Below are 14,146 nucleotides of genomic sequence, written 5' to 3'. Positions count from 1 at the left end.
TCGGTTAGCTAAGCTAGCTGACTTTTTAGTAGGATAAACCATGCACGTTTTTATGAAAAGACTCATATTCCTGGTGGGAGCAGTTCTGGTCTTGTTACTGGCGAGTTTTACTTATCATAGATTGGCCTTGCAAAGGGAAAAGGCTTCGCTTAAACCTATGGGACAAATGGTGTCTGTTAATGGCCATGACATGAGCGTCTTTGTGAAGGGAGATGGTCCCCAAACTCTAGTTTTTCTATCTGGTGCTGGAACAGCCTCTCCCATTCTAGATTTTAAAGACTTGTATGATGGGCTTTCGAAGCAGTATAAGATAGTCGTTGTAGAGAGGGCTGGTTATGGTTACAGTGAGGACACTTCAGAGTCCAGAGATGTTTCTGAGGTTCTGTCAGAAACACGACAAGCCCTAGCCAAGGCTCATTTATCTGGTCCTTATATTATCCTCTCTCATTCCATGGCCTCTTTAGAGACACTCCTGTGGCAGGAAAAATACCCAAGTGAAGTGAAAGCTATCATTGGCTTAGATTGGGCCCTACCAGAAAGTTACTCTCATTTAACAATGCATCCCCAGCTTTTACGTTTGGCTCGTTGGGGGAGCCAATTAGGCCTTTTAAGATATCTTCCAAAGAGTCTCTATGTGCCAAATGACAATCTAAGTAGTAGTGATCGCAGACTCTATCAACGGATAGCCTATCGTCAAATTTTGTCGAAGGCTATGTTAAATGAAAGCCTATCTGTTAAGAAAAATGCTAAAAAGGTTGCTTCTAGCATTGATTCGCAAATCCCAACCTTATTGATGGTCTCGAATGGTGAAGGGACAAGTTTTAGTCAGGAGGAGTGGCGTCAATATGCGACGAGTTTTTCAAAGGACCAGAAAAATATTGAAGTGACTTTTTATGATGCTCCACATTATCTTTATCATTATCGTACCAAAGAGGTGACTGAGAAGATAGAGGAGTTCATCAAAAAGACGACTGAATGAATTTACATATATTATCGAGGAGAGATGTGATGCTCATTGGTTCAAAAGCCTTTCGACACTTATGGGAGGACTGGCGAAGGGACTACCAACCATTGCAGGTGTTGAGCTTATTGTTAGATTATATCCAAATGCCTGAGGATTTATCGGGGGAGCTTGAAGAAACCCAACACCTTTTATCTTATTTTGACCCTGATTTGGCGCCACATGATTCCTTCTGGAAGGATGTCGTCAAATTGGTAAATCTGGCCTTCCCTGATGACAGTTTATCTAAGGATGTTTCTATTGAACGACAAATCCATCAATTACGTTATCTGATTTCGAGTCAACAGGCCCAGTATGTGCGGACGCATTATAAAAAGCCAGGGATGACAGATAAAGAAGCTTTGGCCGTCTATCTGAGATGGAAACCTTTCACCATGTTTGATCAGGGACGTTTGCACCAAAAGATTTCTATCTGTGATGGCAAGGCGGTTTATCCTGATGGGATTCCAAGTGTTAATCTAAAAATTCTTCTCTATAATCGGATTGAGTTTATTCTGGATAGTCAGGGAAATTTTCTCAATGAGGTCGATGGTGAGAAGGTTACTGAGAGCGGTGTGGTTAATGGTGCCAGTTTCAACTATGGCAATTTCAAGCGCCACTGGCAACTGGACGTGGAGCCAGTCCAACCACATGATCCTGACTTTCGTAATCGGATGACCAAGGGCTTTCGCTCGCCCAATAAGTTGAAGAAGCGCTGGGGACAGGAAGCGCCTGAAAACTTTGACAAGTCTTTTTACAATCCAAAAGGCATTTATGCCCAGTCACATAGGTCTTTGGCAAATGATGTCAAACGCCAAGCCAGACTTTTTCTCGCTCTGGTTTATGGCTTTAAACCAGTTCAGATAAAGCAATCAAAGGAGGTTCATATGTCTAAACAACCACAAAACAATAAAGGAACAGCGGTTCTAGGGTCACTAGTCTTCATGGCCTTATACGCCCTAGGTATTTGGCATAATGCTGTTCGAGGAAATATTCCCTTCCTTATTCTTTGGAGTGTTTTACTCCTTGTTAATGTCAGCTATTTGATTTTCCGCTTGAGAAAATAAAAAAAGAAAGTGATATAGACCTAAATGGTAAGAAATTTAGGTCTGTATCACTTTTTTGTATATTCAATGATAACTTACCACTTGCTTTCTTCTGGGATAATAATCCAGCAAATGATGTAGAAAAGAAAGCCTGTTCCGAATAAGAAGACCGCTGCAGCCCAAATGAGGCGAATAATGACAGGGTCGATATCAAGATATTTAGCGATACCGGAACAAACACCGGCAATGATTTTGTTGTTTGGATCTCGTCTGAGTTCTTTTTTCATATGATTTTCCTCCGTATTGCCTTATTATACCATATCTAGTTAAAGTATAGCATTAGTTTAAGGAAGCATGAAATAGACGATACCCATATATTGAAGAGCTGAAGCCAACATGATGAAGAGGTGCCAAATCATATGGAAGTACGGTTTTTTCTTAGCGTAGAAAGCTGCACCAATCGTGTAAGACAATCCTCCAGCAAGCATGAGACCCCAAAAGGCTGGTCCAGTCTTAGTGACGATAGCTGGGATAATGAAGATAACCAACCATCCCATCATCAGATAGAGGAAGAGGGAGAACTTTTCATTGATTTTTTTAGCAAAAATTTTGTAGAGAATTCCAAAAATTGTTGTTCCCCATTGGAGGATGATGATGCTATAGCCTAGCCAACCGCCAACCAGTGAGAGGGCAACAGGGGTGTAGCTTCCAGCAATGGCGATATAAATCATGCTATGGTCGATAATTCTCAAAACCATCTTGTGGGGTGAGTTGTAATCCATGGCGTGATAGATGGCAGAACTCAAAAACATGAGGAATAGGCTGATAACGAAAACAGACATCCCAACAGCAGCAGTCATACCATAGCCGTTGTTGGCATGAACAGCAGTAATTGGCAGTAAGACTAGCATGGCCACAGCGCCGACGGCATGTGTTACGCTGTTGGCCACTTCCTCACCAAAGCTAAGTTTTTTACTGAGTTTGAGGTTGGGGGAAGCATTAAAAGTAGCGGTATTAGACATTATTTCCTCCTTCAAGGTCGTTCAAAAGTTGATGGGTAGCTCGGTAACATTGAAGCGTCTGACAGGCTGAGAGTATGACTTGCGGAGCTTCTTGGGGAAACTGACCATTCATACAGGCTACAAAGTCATTGTAGTAGGTCTTTTGACTTTCAGCATCTGTTCGTAGGATTTCCAAGGTTTTAGCAATCTCAGAAATCTCAAAAACGGTCTTTAGACTAGTGATGACAATAAGTCTAGCTACCTGAGCAGCATTATATTTTTTTTTGATGGGTTTTGCGACATGGCCATGTTTGACATAATTATTGACCATAGAGGCAGTTAGCCCCTTGTCGTTTGGTCCCAAAGTACTTTGGGTGACCTGATTGACATAGAGCAAAACCTGATCCAAATAGAGTTCAATCTCTGGTAATTCTTCCCAGAGTGGGTATTGTTGTGTTGTCAAGTTATAAAAACCTCTTTATCTAGTTTTCATAACTAGATTATAACATTATAGAAATTCAAGTCAAGTCAGAACTTGTGAGATATGAAAAAGATGTTGGGATAACATTTCCAACATCTTTGTTTCTTATGTGATATGGCAGAGTTATTTTTTAAAACTGCTTCAGTATCTCTTTTTATGGGGTTCTAAGTTTCTCCAAAATTGCTTGTGCAGTTTCTTGGTTCATATGTTTGGCCTTGAGAAGTTCAGCCAAAACGTGAGGCATCTCTTCAGGACTAGCACCGGCTAGTAGGGCTAGAGATTTGGCCTGAAGTTTCATATGTCCTGCTTGTATACCTGTTGAAGTCAGAGCTTTGAGAGCAGCCAGATTTTGTGCCAAACCAAGAGAAACGATGATACTAGCTAGGATTTTGGCATCTGGATGGTTAAGTAAGTCATGGGCGATAGAAACACTAGGGTTAAGTCCTATTGAACCGCCACGGGTTGCAATTGGCATGGGGAGGGTTAATTCTCCCACCAATTCTTTAGCCTCCTGGTCATAAGTCCATGTGGACAGGCCACGGTAGCTACCATCCTTGCTAGCATAGGCATGGCTACCAGCCTCAACTGCTCGCCAATCATTGCCAGTCGCAATAACTAGGGCATCGATACCATTGAAAATTCCCTTGTTATGGGTAGCTGCTCGGTAAGGGTCCACCTGGGCCAACTGGCTAGCCATCTCCATTTTCTTAGCAAAATCATGAGCGTCTTCCTTGTTACGACTGAGGAAGCGTGTGCTAAGACGACAAGTTGCTGTCACTAGACTCTCGGTGGCAAGATTTGAGAGAATGGCCATGAGACTTTGACCTTCTGAGAGATTTTCCAGTTTTGGCACCAGTGCTTCCATCATGGTGTTGACCATATTGGCTCCCATGGCTTCTTGGGTATCAACGGCTAGATAGACAATGAGGAAGTCTCCCTTAGCCTCAGTCCAGAGCCTGCGAGGGCCACCTCCACGCTTAACAATAGAAGGATGAGCCTCTTTGGCAATTTCTATGAGGTCCTGATTGGCTGCTTGAATTTTACTTGAAGCAACGGCTTTATCAGGAACGTCAAAAAGGGCAACTTGGCCAATCATTTGACGATTATGAATCGTAGTCGTGAAACCGCCAGAGCGTTTAATGAGCTTGCTAGCATAGGAAGCAGCGGCGACAACAGAAGGTTCCTCAGTAACCATAGGAACCTGGTAGGTTACACCGTCTACCAATACATCTGGGCAAACGGCAAAGGGAAGTGTAAATCGACCAATAACATTTTCAGCCATTTGGTTGGCTGTTTCAAGGGTGAGTTGTTGGTCCTTATCCAGAAGATCTTGATTTTCCTGAGACAAAAGAGCATTCTTTTTCAAATGCTCTTTACGTTCTTGCGGTGTCTTCTTGGAAAAACCAGTCCAAGAGAGTTTAGTCATATTAATTTCCTTTATAGATACGTTGGTGTTCAGAGATTTCAGTTAAACGGAAAGCTCCGGTTTGGTAATCAGCGAATTGAGTAGAGCCAGTGTCGTCCAACTGCGCCTCTTCATAGAAAAGTTTTTCATAATCAGCAACGCTCAAGGGGTGACGTTTGGCAAAGGTATCTAGACGGTCTGAACGAAGCAGGTCTTTGTAGCCCTCAACCAGACGTCCTGAGAAAATTTCAGAGACAGCTCCAGAACCATAAGAGAAGAAGCCAATCTTGTCTCCTGCTTTAAGGTCTTGCGACTGTTCAAGCAAAGAAAGGAGCCCAAGGTAGAGTGACCCTGTATAGATATTTCCAATTTGGCGACTATAGGTAATTGAAGCATCAAAGTTGTTTATTAAACGCTCTTTATTCTCGGGATTCAAATCTTTTGGAATGATTTTATTAAGTCCCTTAAGAGCTAACTTAGGATAAGGAAGGTGGAGACAAAAAGCTGCAAAATCAGCAAAGTCAGCCTGATGACGCTCTTGGTAAGCTGCCCAGGTTGTCTTCAAGCTGTCAAGGTACTGCTTGGTTGAATAGATGCCTTGAACATAAGGCGTTGAACTGTAGTTTGGGCGCCAGAAGTCCATGACATCACGAGTTTGTGCTACATTGTCATCAGTAAGCTCTAAAATACGTGGATTCTGACTGACTAGCATAGCTACAGCACCAGCTCCCTGAGTAGATTCACCTGAAGATCCGACACCATAGCGAGCGATGTCACTAGCGATAACTAGAACTTTGCTCTCTGGGTGGGCTGCCACGTGCAATTTAGCATAGTTAAGTCCAGCAGTTGCAGCATAACAAGCTTCCTTCATTTCAAAAGAACGGGCAAAAGGTTGAATCCCCAAAAGACTGTGAACATAGACAGCAGCAGCCTTTGACTGGTCAATGGAAGACTCAGTAGCCACGATGACCATATCGATAGCTTTTTTGTCATCGTCATTTAAAATATCAGCCGCCGCATCAGAGGCAAGCGTCACAATATCTTCTGTAATCGGCGTAATACTGGTTGCATCAAGCATCAGCCCCTTGCTGAATTTTTCAGGCTCTGCCCCACGGGCAAGAGCGAGATCAGCCATGTTTAGAACATATTGACTGGTCGCAAAACCAATCTTATCAATTCCAATAGACATATGATGTTTCCTTTTTTTCTTCATTGTAGAGTATCCAGAAGATACTAATCTATAGTGATTTTACCATAAAAGAGCGCTTTCGCCTTGAAAAAACTTTGATAGTTAGTTATATCTCATTTTTTGATAGGAACTAGGGGATTTTAAACGACTTACTTTGGGTATTGCCATAGCTTATATTTCTCATTTGCACTAGAATAAGGTAAAATTGAAGTGGCACTCTACTAGTTTTTTAGCTATGTTAGAAAAGTAAAATTGTTGTTATATATTGAAATCATTGCGAGCGTTAAGTGAGACTTTCCGCTGTGAGATAAGTGTCTGTAAATAAAGTGTTTTGTTTACAGACACTCGGAATTTTTGAGACCATAGGCTCAAAAATTAGTCTTGGAAGTTCGCAGACGTCCGTAATCACTTAAGGAAAGTCTCAAAAAATACTTTGTTTTCAATTGAATAAAGAGGAAAATTATGACAAAAGCAGACACTATATTTAAAGAAAATATCACTAAAATCATGGAAGAGGGTGTTTGGTCGGAGCAAGCACGTCCTAAATACAAGGATGGCACAACAGCCAATTCCAAATACATCACAGGGTCTTTTGCAGAATATGATTTGAGCAAGGGAGAGTTTCCTATTACCACTCTTCGTCCTATTGCTATCAAATCTGCTATCAAAGAAGTGCTTTGGATTTACCAAGACCAGTCAAATAGCCTAGATGTCCTTGAAGACAAGTATAATGTGCATTATTGGAATGACTGGGAAGTTGAAGGCGTACCTGCCAATAATGGGGACAAGCGTTCGATCGGTCAGCGTTATGGGGCGGTCGTTAAGAAGCACGATATCATTAACCGTTTGTTGGCTCAGTTGGAGGCTAATCCGTGGAATCGCCGTAATGTCATCTCCCTTTGGGATTACGAGGCCTTCGAGGAGACAGCAGGACTTCAGCCTTGTGCCTTCCAAACTATGTTTGACGTTCGCCGTGTGGGCGAGGACATTTATTTGGACGCCACTTTGACGCAACGTTCTAACGATATGTTGGTGGCTCATCATATTAATGCCATGCAGTATGTGGCTCTTCAGATGATGATTGCCAAGCACTTTGGTTGGAAAGTTGGTAAATTCTTTTATTTCATCAACAACCTCCATATCTATGACAATCAATTTGAGCAAGCCGAGGAACTTCTCAAACGTCAGCCATCAGATTGCCAACCACGTTTGGTCCTCAATGTGCCTGATGGGACTAATTTCTTCGATATCAAACCAGAAGATTTCGAATTGGTTGACTATGATCCTGTTAAACCTCAACTCAAATTTGACTTAGCAATTTAATAAATGCTTATGAATTAAGCCCATAAAGAGCTGGCAAAGTTTTTCCAAGCTCTTTTTCTCTTTTTTTGTTAGAATGGATTGTAAACTTAAAAAGAAAAGGAAATACTGTGTCTAAACAACTCATTGCTATTTGGGCGGAAGCTCATAACCATGTTATTGGGAAGAATCACACCATGCCTTGGCATTTGCCTGCTGAACTGGCACATTTCAAGAAAACGACCATGGGTTCAGCAATTCTCATGGGGCGCGTGACCTTTGATGGCATGAATCGTCGTTGCCTACCAGGACGTGAAACCTTGATTTTGACACGTGATAAGGACTTCGACTGTGAGGGTGTAACGACTGTTACGAGTGTTGAGGAAGCTCTAGCTTGGTTTGAACAGCAAGACAAGGACCTCTATATTGCTGGTGGTGCTGGTGTCTACAAGGCTTTTGATGGACATTATGATGCACTCATCAAGACAACTATTGAGGCCGATTTAGAGGGAGACACGTATTTTCCACAACTAGATATGAGGGCATTTAAAGAGGTATCACGTGACCGTGTGCCCAAGGATGATAAAAATGCCTACGACTTTAGCATAAGTCGCTATGAAAAAGAAGGAGACTAGGTTCATGCAACGTAGTGTTTTTGGGTTATTTACTGCATTATTGGGAGTACTTTGTGTGCTCTCTGCCATTCCTGCCTTTCGCAAGAAACGTTATGGGTTAGCAGTTTTTCTCTTTTTAAATGCTTTTACTAACCTTGTCAATACTATTCACGCCTTCTATGGCACCCTATTTTAGAAAAGAGTGAGGAATAAATGGCTGGAAATCGTAATGAAGAAATGGTTTATTGTTCATTTTGTGGCAAAAACCAAGAAGAAGTAAAGAAAATTATCGCTGGTAACGGTGTCTTTATCTGTAACGAATGTGTGGCCTTATCACAAGAAATCATTCGTGAGGAAATGGCAGAAGAAGTTTTGGCTGACTTGGCCGAAACACCAAAGCCAAAAGAACTTTTGGATATTTTGAACAACTATGTCGTGGGGCAAGACCGTGCTAAACGTGCCTTGGCAGTAGCTGTTTACAACCACTATAAACGTATCAACTTCACAGAAAGTCGTGAAGACAATGATGTGGATTTGCAGAAATCAAACATTCTCATGATTGGACCAACAGGTTCAGGGAAGACTTTCTTGGCTCAGACCTTGGCTCGAAGCTTGAATGTTCCTTTCGCGATTGCGGATGCGACATCATTGACAGAAGCTGGTTATGTGGGTGAGGACGTGGAAAATATCCTCCTCAAATTGATCCAAGCGGCAGACTTCAATATTGAACGTGCGGAACGTGGAATCATCTATGTCGACGAGATTGATAAGATTGCTAAAAAAGGTGAGAATGTTTCAATCACTCGTGACGTTTCAGGTGAAGGGGTTCAACAAGCTCTCTTGAAGATTATTGAAGGAACAGTAGCTAGTGTTCCCCCTCAAGGTGGCCGTAAGCACCCTAACCAAGAGATGATTCAAATTGATACAAAGAATATTCTCTTTATCGTTGGTGGTGCCTTTGATGGAATCGAAGATATCGTTAAGCAACGTCTTGGTGAGAAAATCATTGGTTTTGGTCAAAATAATAAGGCTATTGATGATGACTCATCATACATGCAGGAAATTGTGGCTGAAGATATCCAAAAATTTGGTCTGATCCCTGAGTTTATCGGACGTTTGCCAGTCCTTGCGGCCCTTGAACAGTTAACGGTTGACGACTTGGTTCGTATCTTGACAGAGCCTAGAAATGCCTTGGTTAAACAGTATCAAACCCTCTTGTCTTATGATGGGGTTGAACTTGAGTTTGACCAAGATGCTCTTGAAGCTATTGCAAGTAAGGCGATTGAACGTAAGACTGGTGCGCGTGGGCTTCGCTCTATCATTGAAGAAGTCATGATGGATGTCATGTTTGAAATTCCTAGCCAGGAAGATGTGACTAAGGTTCGTATTACCAAAGAAGCCGTTGACGGTACAGCTGCTCCAGTTTTGGAAACAGCGTAAGGAGGACCTATGGCTGAAGAACAAGTCCTAAATACGCACAACGCTGAAATTTTACTCAGTGCGGCAAATAAGAGTCACTACCCCCAAGATGACCTCCCTGAAGTTGCCCTAGCAGGACGCTCGAATGTTGGTAAATCAAGCTTTATCAATACACTTCTTGGTCGTAAAAACCTCGCACGTACTTCTGGGAAACCAGGAAAAACCCAGTTGCTCAATTTCTACAATATTGATGACAAGCTACGCTTTGTGGATGTGCCAGGTTACGGTTATGCCCGTGTATCCAAAAAAGAACGTGCCAAATGGGGTAAAATGATTGAGGAATACCTCGTGACTCGAGACAATCTTCGTGTGGTTGTTAGCTTGGTTGACCTCCGACATGAACCAACCCAAGACGATATCCAAATGTATGAATTTCTTAAGTATTATGAAATTCCAGTTATCGTTGTAGCAACTAAGGCTGACAAGATTCCTCGCGGAAAATGGAACAAGCACGAATCTATCATTAAGAAAAAACTAAATTTTGATAAAAATGACCATTTCATCATCTTTTCATCTGTCACACGTGACGGTTATGATGAAGCATGGGATACTATTTTGGCAGAATTGTAAGAAAAGCTCGGAGAAATCCGAGTTTTTTTCTTGTGATAGTCTCTAACTATCTCTTTGATAGTTTCCACTTATTATCCAAGGGGATAATATTGTGTTAAGCTTGTTTTATCACATATATTGGAGGAAACTATGGAAAACCATAATTATGAAAATGAGGGTCAGTTCCAACGGAAGATGACTTCTCGCCACCTCTTTATGCTCTCGTTGGGTGGTGTCATTGGTACTGGTCTCTTCTTGAGTTCAGGCTATACAATTGCACAAGCAGGCCCTCTTGGTGCGATACTATCTTATCTTGTGGGGGGCTATCGTTGTTTACTTGGTCATGCTTTCATTGGGTGAGTTAGCAGTTGCCATGCCAGTAACGGGGTCCTTTCACACCTATGCTACTAAATTTATCAGTCCGGGAACCGGCTTTACGGTAGCTTGGCTTTATTGGATTTGTTGGACGGTTGCCTTGGGAACAGAATTTCTGGGGGCAGCCATGCTGATGCAACGTTGGTTTCCATCGGTACCAGCCTGGATGTTCGCAGCCTTCTTTGCACTGGTGATTTTTGGGATTAATGCTCTAAGTGTGAGGTCATTTGCGGAAGCAGAATCTTTCTTCTCGTCAATAAAAGTCATTGCTATCCTGGTCTTTATCATCCTGGGTCTGGGGGCTATGTTTGGTTTGGTCAGTTTTGATGGTCACCGTGAGGCTATTATGTTCAAGCACTTGACGGCCAACGGTCTCTTTCCAAATGGTGGACTTGCCATTGTGTCAGTCATGTTGGCGGTTAACTACGCCTTTTCGGGAACAGAGTTAATCGGTATTGCAGCTGGTGAGACAGACAATCCTAAAGAGGCTGTTCCACGAGCTATTAAAACAACGATTGGACGCTTGGTTATCTTCTTTGTCTTGACCATTGTGGTCTTGGCCTCGCTTCTTCCCATGAAAGAAGCAGGGGTATCTTCAGCACCTTTCGTTGATGTCTTTGATAAGATGGGAATTCCATTTGCAGCGGACATCATGAACTTTGTCATCCTGACAGCTATCCTTTCTGCTGGGAATTCTGGACTCTACGCGTCAAGCCGTATGCTTTGGTCTTTGGCCAATGAGGGGATGCTCAATAAAAAGCTAGTGAAAATCAATAAACATGGTGTTCCAATGACAGCACTTTTGATCTCCATGGCAGGAGCAGTTTTATCGCTCTTTTCAAGTATCTATGCAGCAGATACGGTTTACCTAGCTTTGGTATCAATCGCTGGTTTTGCAGTTGTTGTTGTCTGGCTCTCTATTCCTATGGCACAAATCAACTTCCGTAAACGGTGGAATTTAGAGCATTCTGATGATGAGTTGGATTACAAGACACCGTTTAACCCAATCCTACCTTATATCACAATTATTCTCTTGGCCGTTTCTGTGCTTGGGATTGCTTGGGATAGTTCACAACGTGCGGGACTTTACTTCGGTATTCCTTTCATGATTTTCTGCTACCTCTATCACTACCTTCGCTTTAAAAAATGGTAAGGAGGCCTTGTATGGCAACATTTAAAGATTATTTGGAAAATAAATCTCCCCTCATTCTTCATGGAGCTCTAGGAACAGAGATGGAAGCCCTGGGGTATGATATTTCAGGTAAGCTCTGGTCAGCCAAGTACCTTATTGAAAAGTCAGAAGTTATTCAAGAAATTCACGAAACCTATGTAGCCGCTGGGGCTGACTTGATTACCACATCGTCTTATCAGGCGACCTTGCCAGGCTTGATGGAGGCAGGACTTACTGAGAAAGAAGCGGAGCAGATTATTGTCTTGACAGTTCAGTTGGCAAAGGCTGCACGTGATAAGGTCTGGACAGCATTAGATGAGACTGAGAAGGCAAAGCGTCCTTATCCTTTGATTTCTGGAGATGTCGGTCCTTACGCAGCTTATTTGGCTAATGGTTCTGAGTATAGTGGTGATTATGGTCAAATTACTATCGAGGAGCTTAAGGAGTTTCATCGGCCTAGGATTCAAATTCTCCTAGATCAAGGTGTGGATTTGTTAGCTTTGGAAACTATTCCAAATCGTTTAGAAGCACAAGCCTTGATTGAACTCCTGGCTGAAGAATTTCCAGAATCAGAAGCTTATCTCAGTTTTACAGTCCAAGAATCAGGCACTATCAGTGATGGGACTTCTTTAGATGAGATTGCCAAGCTTGTTTCCCAGTCAGATCAAATCTTGGCTTTAGGAATCAACTGTAGTTCGCCTCTTCTTTATGATCAGGCTCTTGCTATTCTTAAAAATGCTGGAAAAGCCCTCATTACTTACCCTAACTCAGGTGAGATTTATGATGGCAGTACGCAGACTTGGAAACCTAAGGATAAGGATGCTCTAACCTTAGTTGAACATAGTAAAGATTGGCATGCTCAGTTTGGAGTTAAGATTTTAGGTGGCTGCTGCCGCACACGTCCAAATGACATTAAAGCCTTATATAAAGAGTTTAGAACCTAGTCAAATTTCTAATTATTTGTTATAATAGAAGACTGTAAGGCTATGAGCTCTACACATTATTAGTAGAAAATGAAGCCAGCGTTAAGCTGGTTTTTAAAATGAAGAGGAAAATATGACCTACGAACAAGAATTTCTAAAAGACTTCGAAGCCTGGGTTGTTACCCAAGTTAAAGTAAACGAAACGGCCTTGGCCGCTAGCAAGAAAATCTGGGAAGAAGACGGCGATGAACGTGCACGTGATGCAAGTTACCGCTATGAAGCTAAATTGGATGCTTACAATTTCCTAATTGGTAAGTTTGCCAACTATCGTGCTGGCAAAGGTTTCCATGATATGCCAGATGGCTTGTTCGGGGAACGTCACTATTAATAAAGGATGAAAAAGAAAATGGCGATACTACTTTATAGAAAGGTATCGTCTATCAAAATAGGAGAAAACTAAACATGGCTAAAGTAAAAAATAAAAAGAAAGCTTTTAAACACCGTTTGAAAAAACAAGGACTTTTCAATAATGTTAAAGCCCCTGTTCCACCCGTTGCGCCTGTTCCACCAGTGCCACCAGTAGCACCAGTAGCACCACAACCTGTTGCTGAAACTAAGACAGTTGCTAAGGAAGAAGCAGCAGCCAAAGACCTTAGTCTTGAAGCTTTCGCAGAACTTTCAGAGGTTGAAGGCCTTCGTTCAAACCTTGTAGAAACTCTTTATAATGAAGGTTTGACTTCAGTAGAGGCTTTTGCTACTGTGACTGAAGAAGAAGTTCTTGCCCTCAAGGGTGTTGGACCTGCGACAGTTAAAAAATTGAAAGAAAATGGTGTTAGCTTCAAAGCTTAAGCCTAAAAAAGATCCGAGGTGTAGCCTTCGGATTTTTTATTGTTTTAGAAAGCATTGCTTGATTAGAAAAACAAGAAAACCACTAGTAAATCTAGTGGTTAGTAGGTCTGGATTGTTTATTTCTTTGGATTTTGTTTGGTTAAATTAAGTCCAAAAGGTACCAAGTTTTCTTGATGCTTGCGGATGCGCCCCATATTTTCAGTGTGGCGGAAGATGATAAGCAAAGCCATGATGGTAAGAACCCCAGTGAAAATAAGGTCATAGCCATCTAGTAAGAAATGGATGGCTGGAAACACAGCTAAGGTAATAAGTCCAACAATTGCTGCAGTGACACTTGAAAATGAAATCATGCTGGTTAGATAGAGTGTTAGGGCAAAGACCAAAAGTAGGAATACACAGTAGAGTGGAGCAAAGCCAAGAAGCACCCCTGCACTTGTCGCAACGGCCTTCCCACCTTTAAATCCAGCAAAGATTGGAAAAACATGTCCGATAATGGCAAAGAAACCAATGATTAGAGGTGAAACCTCTGTAACACCAAGCCAGATAGGTAGCAGAACAGCCAAGGTCCCCTTGAACATATCAACCAAGAAGGTGATGGTACCAGCAGTCTTACCTAGAACACGAAAGGTATTGGTTGTTCCAGTATTTCCAGAGCCATGCTCACGAAGATTGGTATGGAAGAATAGTTTCCCAATCCAGAGGCCGGTCTGAATGGAACCTAACAAGTAGGCGATTAGGATTAACAATAAGATTTTCATGAGATAA

At 42.0% G+C, this 14,146-nt stretch carries 16 protein-coding genes and 1 pseudogene; 11 read left to right on the top strand and 6 right to left on the bottom strand.

Features of this window, described 5'->3' with window-relative positions:
• The first annotated feature begins 40 nt into the window (after positions 1 to 40).
• Entirely contained in the window at positions 41 to 979 is a 939-nt protein-coding gene (locus H7T98_RS01895) for an alpha/beta fold hydrolase (RefSeq protein ID WP_048790630.1), read from the top strand.
• Positions 980 to 1,008: 29 nt separating this feature from the next.
• Positions 1,009 to 2,067: a DUF3114 domain-containing protein gene (locus tag H7T98_RS01890; RefSeq protein WP_048790631.1), complete on the top strand. Its 1,059-nt coding sequence runs from the start codon at positions 1,009 to 1,011 to the stop codon at positions 2,065 to 2,067.
• A gap of 74 nt (positions 2,068 to 2,141) precedes the next feature.
• On the opposite strand, the gene H7T98_RS01885 is transcribed toward H7T98_RS01890, so the two are convergent.
• The 5 genes from H7T98_RS01885 to H7T98_RS01865 form a co-directional block, all read right to left on the bottom strand.
• Complete coding sequence (locus H7T98_RS01885; protein ID WP_175061125.1) at positions 2,142 to 2,333, bottom strand: PspC domain-containing protein; 192 nt, start codon at positions 2,331 to 2,333, stop codon at positions 2,142 to 2,144.
• 57 nt (positions 2,334 to 2,390) lie between these two features.
• Positions 2,391 to 3,068, bottom strand: a complete 678-nt coding sequence (gene trhA, locus H7T98_RS01880; RefSeq protein ID WP_201061101.1) for a PAQR family membrane homeostasis protein TrhA — start codon at positions 3,066 to 3,068, stop codon at positions 2,391 to 2,393.
• On the bottom strand, positions 3,061 to 3,510 hold the full coding sequence (locus H7T98_RS01875; RefSeq protein WP_201061099.1) for a DUF1836 domain-containing protein: 450 nt from the start codon (positions 3,508 to 3,510) through the stop codon (positions 3,061 to 3,063). The genes trhA and H7T98_RS01875 overlap by 8 nt, the downstream gene beginning before the upstream one ends.
• Positions 3,511 to 3,682: 172 nt before the next feature.
• Positions 3,683 to 4,954, bottom strand: coding sequence for a hydroxymethylglutaryl-CoA reductase, degradative (locus tag H7T98_RS01870; RefSeq protein ID WP_201061097.1), 1,272 nt, complete (start codon positions 4,952 to 4,954; stop codon positions 3,683 to 3,685).
• Position 4,955: 1 nt separating this feature from the next.
• The gene (locus H7T98_RS01865) at positions 4,956 to 6,122 is read right to left on the bottom strand and encodes a hydroxymethylglutaryl-CoA synthase (protein WP_201061095.1); all 1,167 of its coding nucleotides are present in this window, start codon (positions 6,120 to 6,122) and stop codon (positions 4,956 to 4,958) included.
• Positions 6,123 to 6,584: 462 nt separating this feature from the next.
• Between H7T98_RS01865 and H7T98_RS01860 the strand changes: the two genes are divergently transcribed.
• The 9 genes and pseudogenes from H7T98_RS01860 (at position 6,585) to H7T98_RS01820 (ending at position 13,381) form a co-directional block, all read left to right on the top strand.
• Positions 6,585 to 7,445, top strand: a complete 861-nt coding sequence (locus tag H7T98_RS01860; protein WP_049546158.1) for a thymidylate synthase — start codon at positions 6,585 to 6,587, stop codon at positions 7,443 to 7,445.
• Between the two features lie 107 nt (positions 7,446 to 7,552).
• A complete protein-coding gene (locus tag H7T98_RS01855) occupies positions 7,553 to 8,056 on the top strand; it encodes a dihydrofolate reductase (protein ID WP_021144510.1) in 504 nt (167 codons plus the stop codon).
• 4 nt (positions 8,057 to 8,060) lie between these two features.
• Positions 8,061 to 8,231: a hypothetical protein gene (locus H7T98_RS01850; RefSeq protein ID WP_002886174.1), complete on the top strand. Its 171-nt coding sequence runs from the start codon at positions 8,061 to 8,063 to the stop codon at positions 8,229 to 8,231.
• Positions 8,232 to 8,248: 17 nt separating this feature from the next.
• On the top strand, positions 8,249 to 9,475 hold the full coding sequence (gene clpX, locus H7T98_RS01845) for an ATP-dependent Clp protease ATP-binding subunit ClpX (protein WP_002890340.1): 1,227 nt from the start codon (positions 8,249 to 8,251) through the stop codon (positions 9,473 to 9,475).
• Positions 9,476 to 9,484: 9 nt separating this feature from the next.
• Complete coding sequence (yihA, locus tag H7T98_RS01840) at positions 9,485 to 10,084, top strand: ribosome biogenesis GTP-binding protein YihA/YsxC (RefSeq protein ID WP_021144508.1); 600 nt, start codon at positions 9,485 to 9,487, stop codon at positions 10,082 to 10,084.
• Positions 10,085 to 10,213: 129 nt separating this feature from the next.
• Positions 10,214 to 11,591: pseudogene (locus H7T98_RS01835) on the top strand (amino acid permease).
• Positions 11,592 to 11,602: 11 nt separating this feature from the next.
• Entirely contained in the window at positions 11,603 to 12,553 is a 951-nt protein-coding gene (gene mmuM, locus H7T98_RS01830) for a homocysteine S-methyltransferase (protein ID WP_179968694.1), read from the top strand.
• Positions 12,554 to 12,665: 112 nt separating this feature from the next.
• Complete coding sequence (locus tag H7T98_RS01825; protein ID WP_002886199.1) at positions 12,666 to 12,920, top strand: DUF1912 family protein; 255 nt, start codon at positions 12,666 to 12,668, stop codon at positions 12,918 to 12,920.
• 74 nt (positions 12,921 to 12,994) lie between these two features.
• Complete coding sequence (locus tag H7T98_RS01820) at positions 12,995 to 13,381, top strand: helix-hairpin-helix domain-containing protein (protein WP_179968695.1); 387 nt, start codon at positions 12,995 to 12,997, stop codon at positions 13,379 to 13,381.
• 116 nt (positions 13,382 to 13,497) lie between these two features.
• Here the strand turns inward: H7T98_RS01820 and plsY are convergent, their stop codons facing one another.
• Positions 13,498 to 14,139 (bottom strand): glycerol-3-phosphate 1-O-acyltransferase PlsY, encoded by a 642-nt coding sequence (gene plsY / locus H7T98_RS01815; protein ID WP_201061086.1) that lies wholly within the window; start codon positions 14,137 to 14,139, stop codon positions 13,498 to 13,500.
• Positions 14,140 to 14,146 lie beyond the last annotated feature (7 nt).

Origin of the sequence: Streptococcus sp. 23.2, from assembly GCF_016648665.1 — a bacterium.
Taxonomy (GTDB): domain Bacteria; phylum Bacillota; class Bacilli; order Lactobacillales; family Streptococcaceae; genus Streptococcus; species Streptococcus salivarius_E.
The sequence above is the reverse complement of the archived record's forward strand: the minus strand, read 5'-3'. Positions and strand labels throughout refer to the sequence as shown.

What these genes read in the sequence shown, in the direction of transcription:
- H7T98_RS01895 (WP_048790630.1), top strand. Translation starts at nt 41, where the DNA reads ATGCACGTTTTTATGAAAAGACTCATATTCCTGGTGGGAGCAGTTCTG.
- H7T98_RS01890 (WP_048790631.1), top strand. Translation starts at nt 1,009, where the DNA reads ATGCTCATTGGTTCAAAAGCCTTTCGACACTTATGGGAGGACTGGCGA.
- H7T98_RS01885 (WP_175061125.1), bottom strand. Translation starts at nt 2,333, where the DNA reads ATGAAAAAAGAACTCAGACGAGATCCAAACAACAAAATCATTGCCGGT.
- trhA (WP_201061101.1), bottom strand. Translation starts at nt 3,068, where the DNA reads ATGTCTAATACCGCTACTTTTAATGCTTCCCCCAACCTCAAACTCAGT.
- H7T98_RS01870 (WP_201061097.1), bottom strand. Translation starts at nt 4,954, where the DNA reads ATGACTAAACTCTCTTGGACTGGTTTTTCCAAGAAGACACCGCAAGAA.
- H7T98_RS01865 (WP_201061095.1), bottom strand. Translation starts at nt 6,122, where the DNA reads ATGTCTATTGGAATTGATAAGATTGGTTTTGCGACCAGTCAATATGTT.
- H7T98_RS01860 (WP_049546158.1), top strand. Translation starts at nt 6,585, where the DNA reads ATGACAAAAGCAGACACTATATTTAAAGAAAATATCACTAAAATCATG.
- H7T98_RS01850 (WP_002886174.1), top strand. Translation starts at nt 8,061, where the DNA reads ATGCAACGTAGTGTTTTTGGGTTATTTACTGCATTATTGGGAGTACTT.
- clpX (WP_002890340.1), top strand. Translation starts at nt 8,249, where the DNA reads ATGGCTGGAAATCGTAATGAAGAAATGGTTTATTGTTCATTTTGTGGC.
- yihA (WP_021144508.1), top strand. Translation starts at nt 9,485, where the DNA reads ATGGCTGAAGAACAAGTCCTAAATACGCACAACGCTGAAATTTTACTC.
- mmuM (WP_179968694.1), top strand. Translation starts at nt 11,603, where the DNA reads ATGGCAACATTTAAAGATTATTTGGAAAATAAATCTCCCCTCATTCTT.
- H7T98_RS01825 (WP_002886199.1), top strand. Translation starts at nt 12,666, where the DNA reads ATGACCTACGAACAAGAATTTCTAAAAGACTTCGAAGCCTGGGTTGTT.
- H7T98_RS01820 (WP_179968695.1), top strand. Translation starts at nt 12,995, where the DNA reads ATGGCTAAAGTAAAAAATAAAAAGAAAGCTTTTAAACACCGTTTGAAA.
- plsY (WP_201061086.1), bottom strand. Translation starts at nt 14,139, where the DNA reads ATGAAAATCTTATTGTTAATCCTAATCGCCTACTTGTTAGGTTCCATT.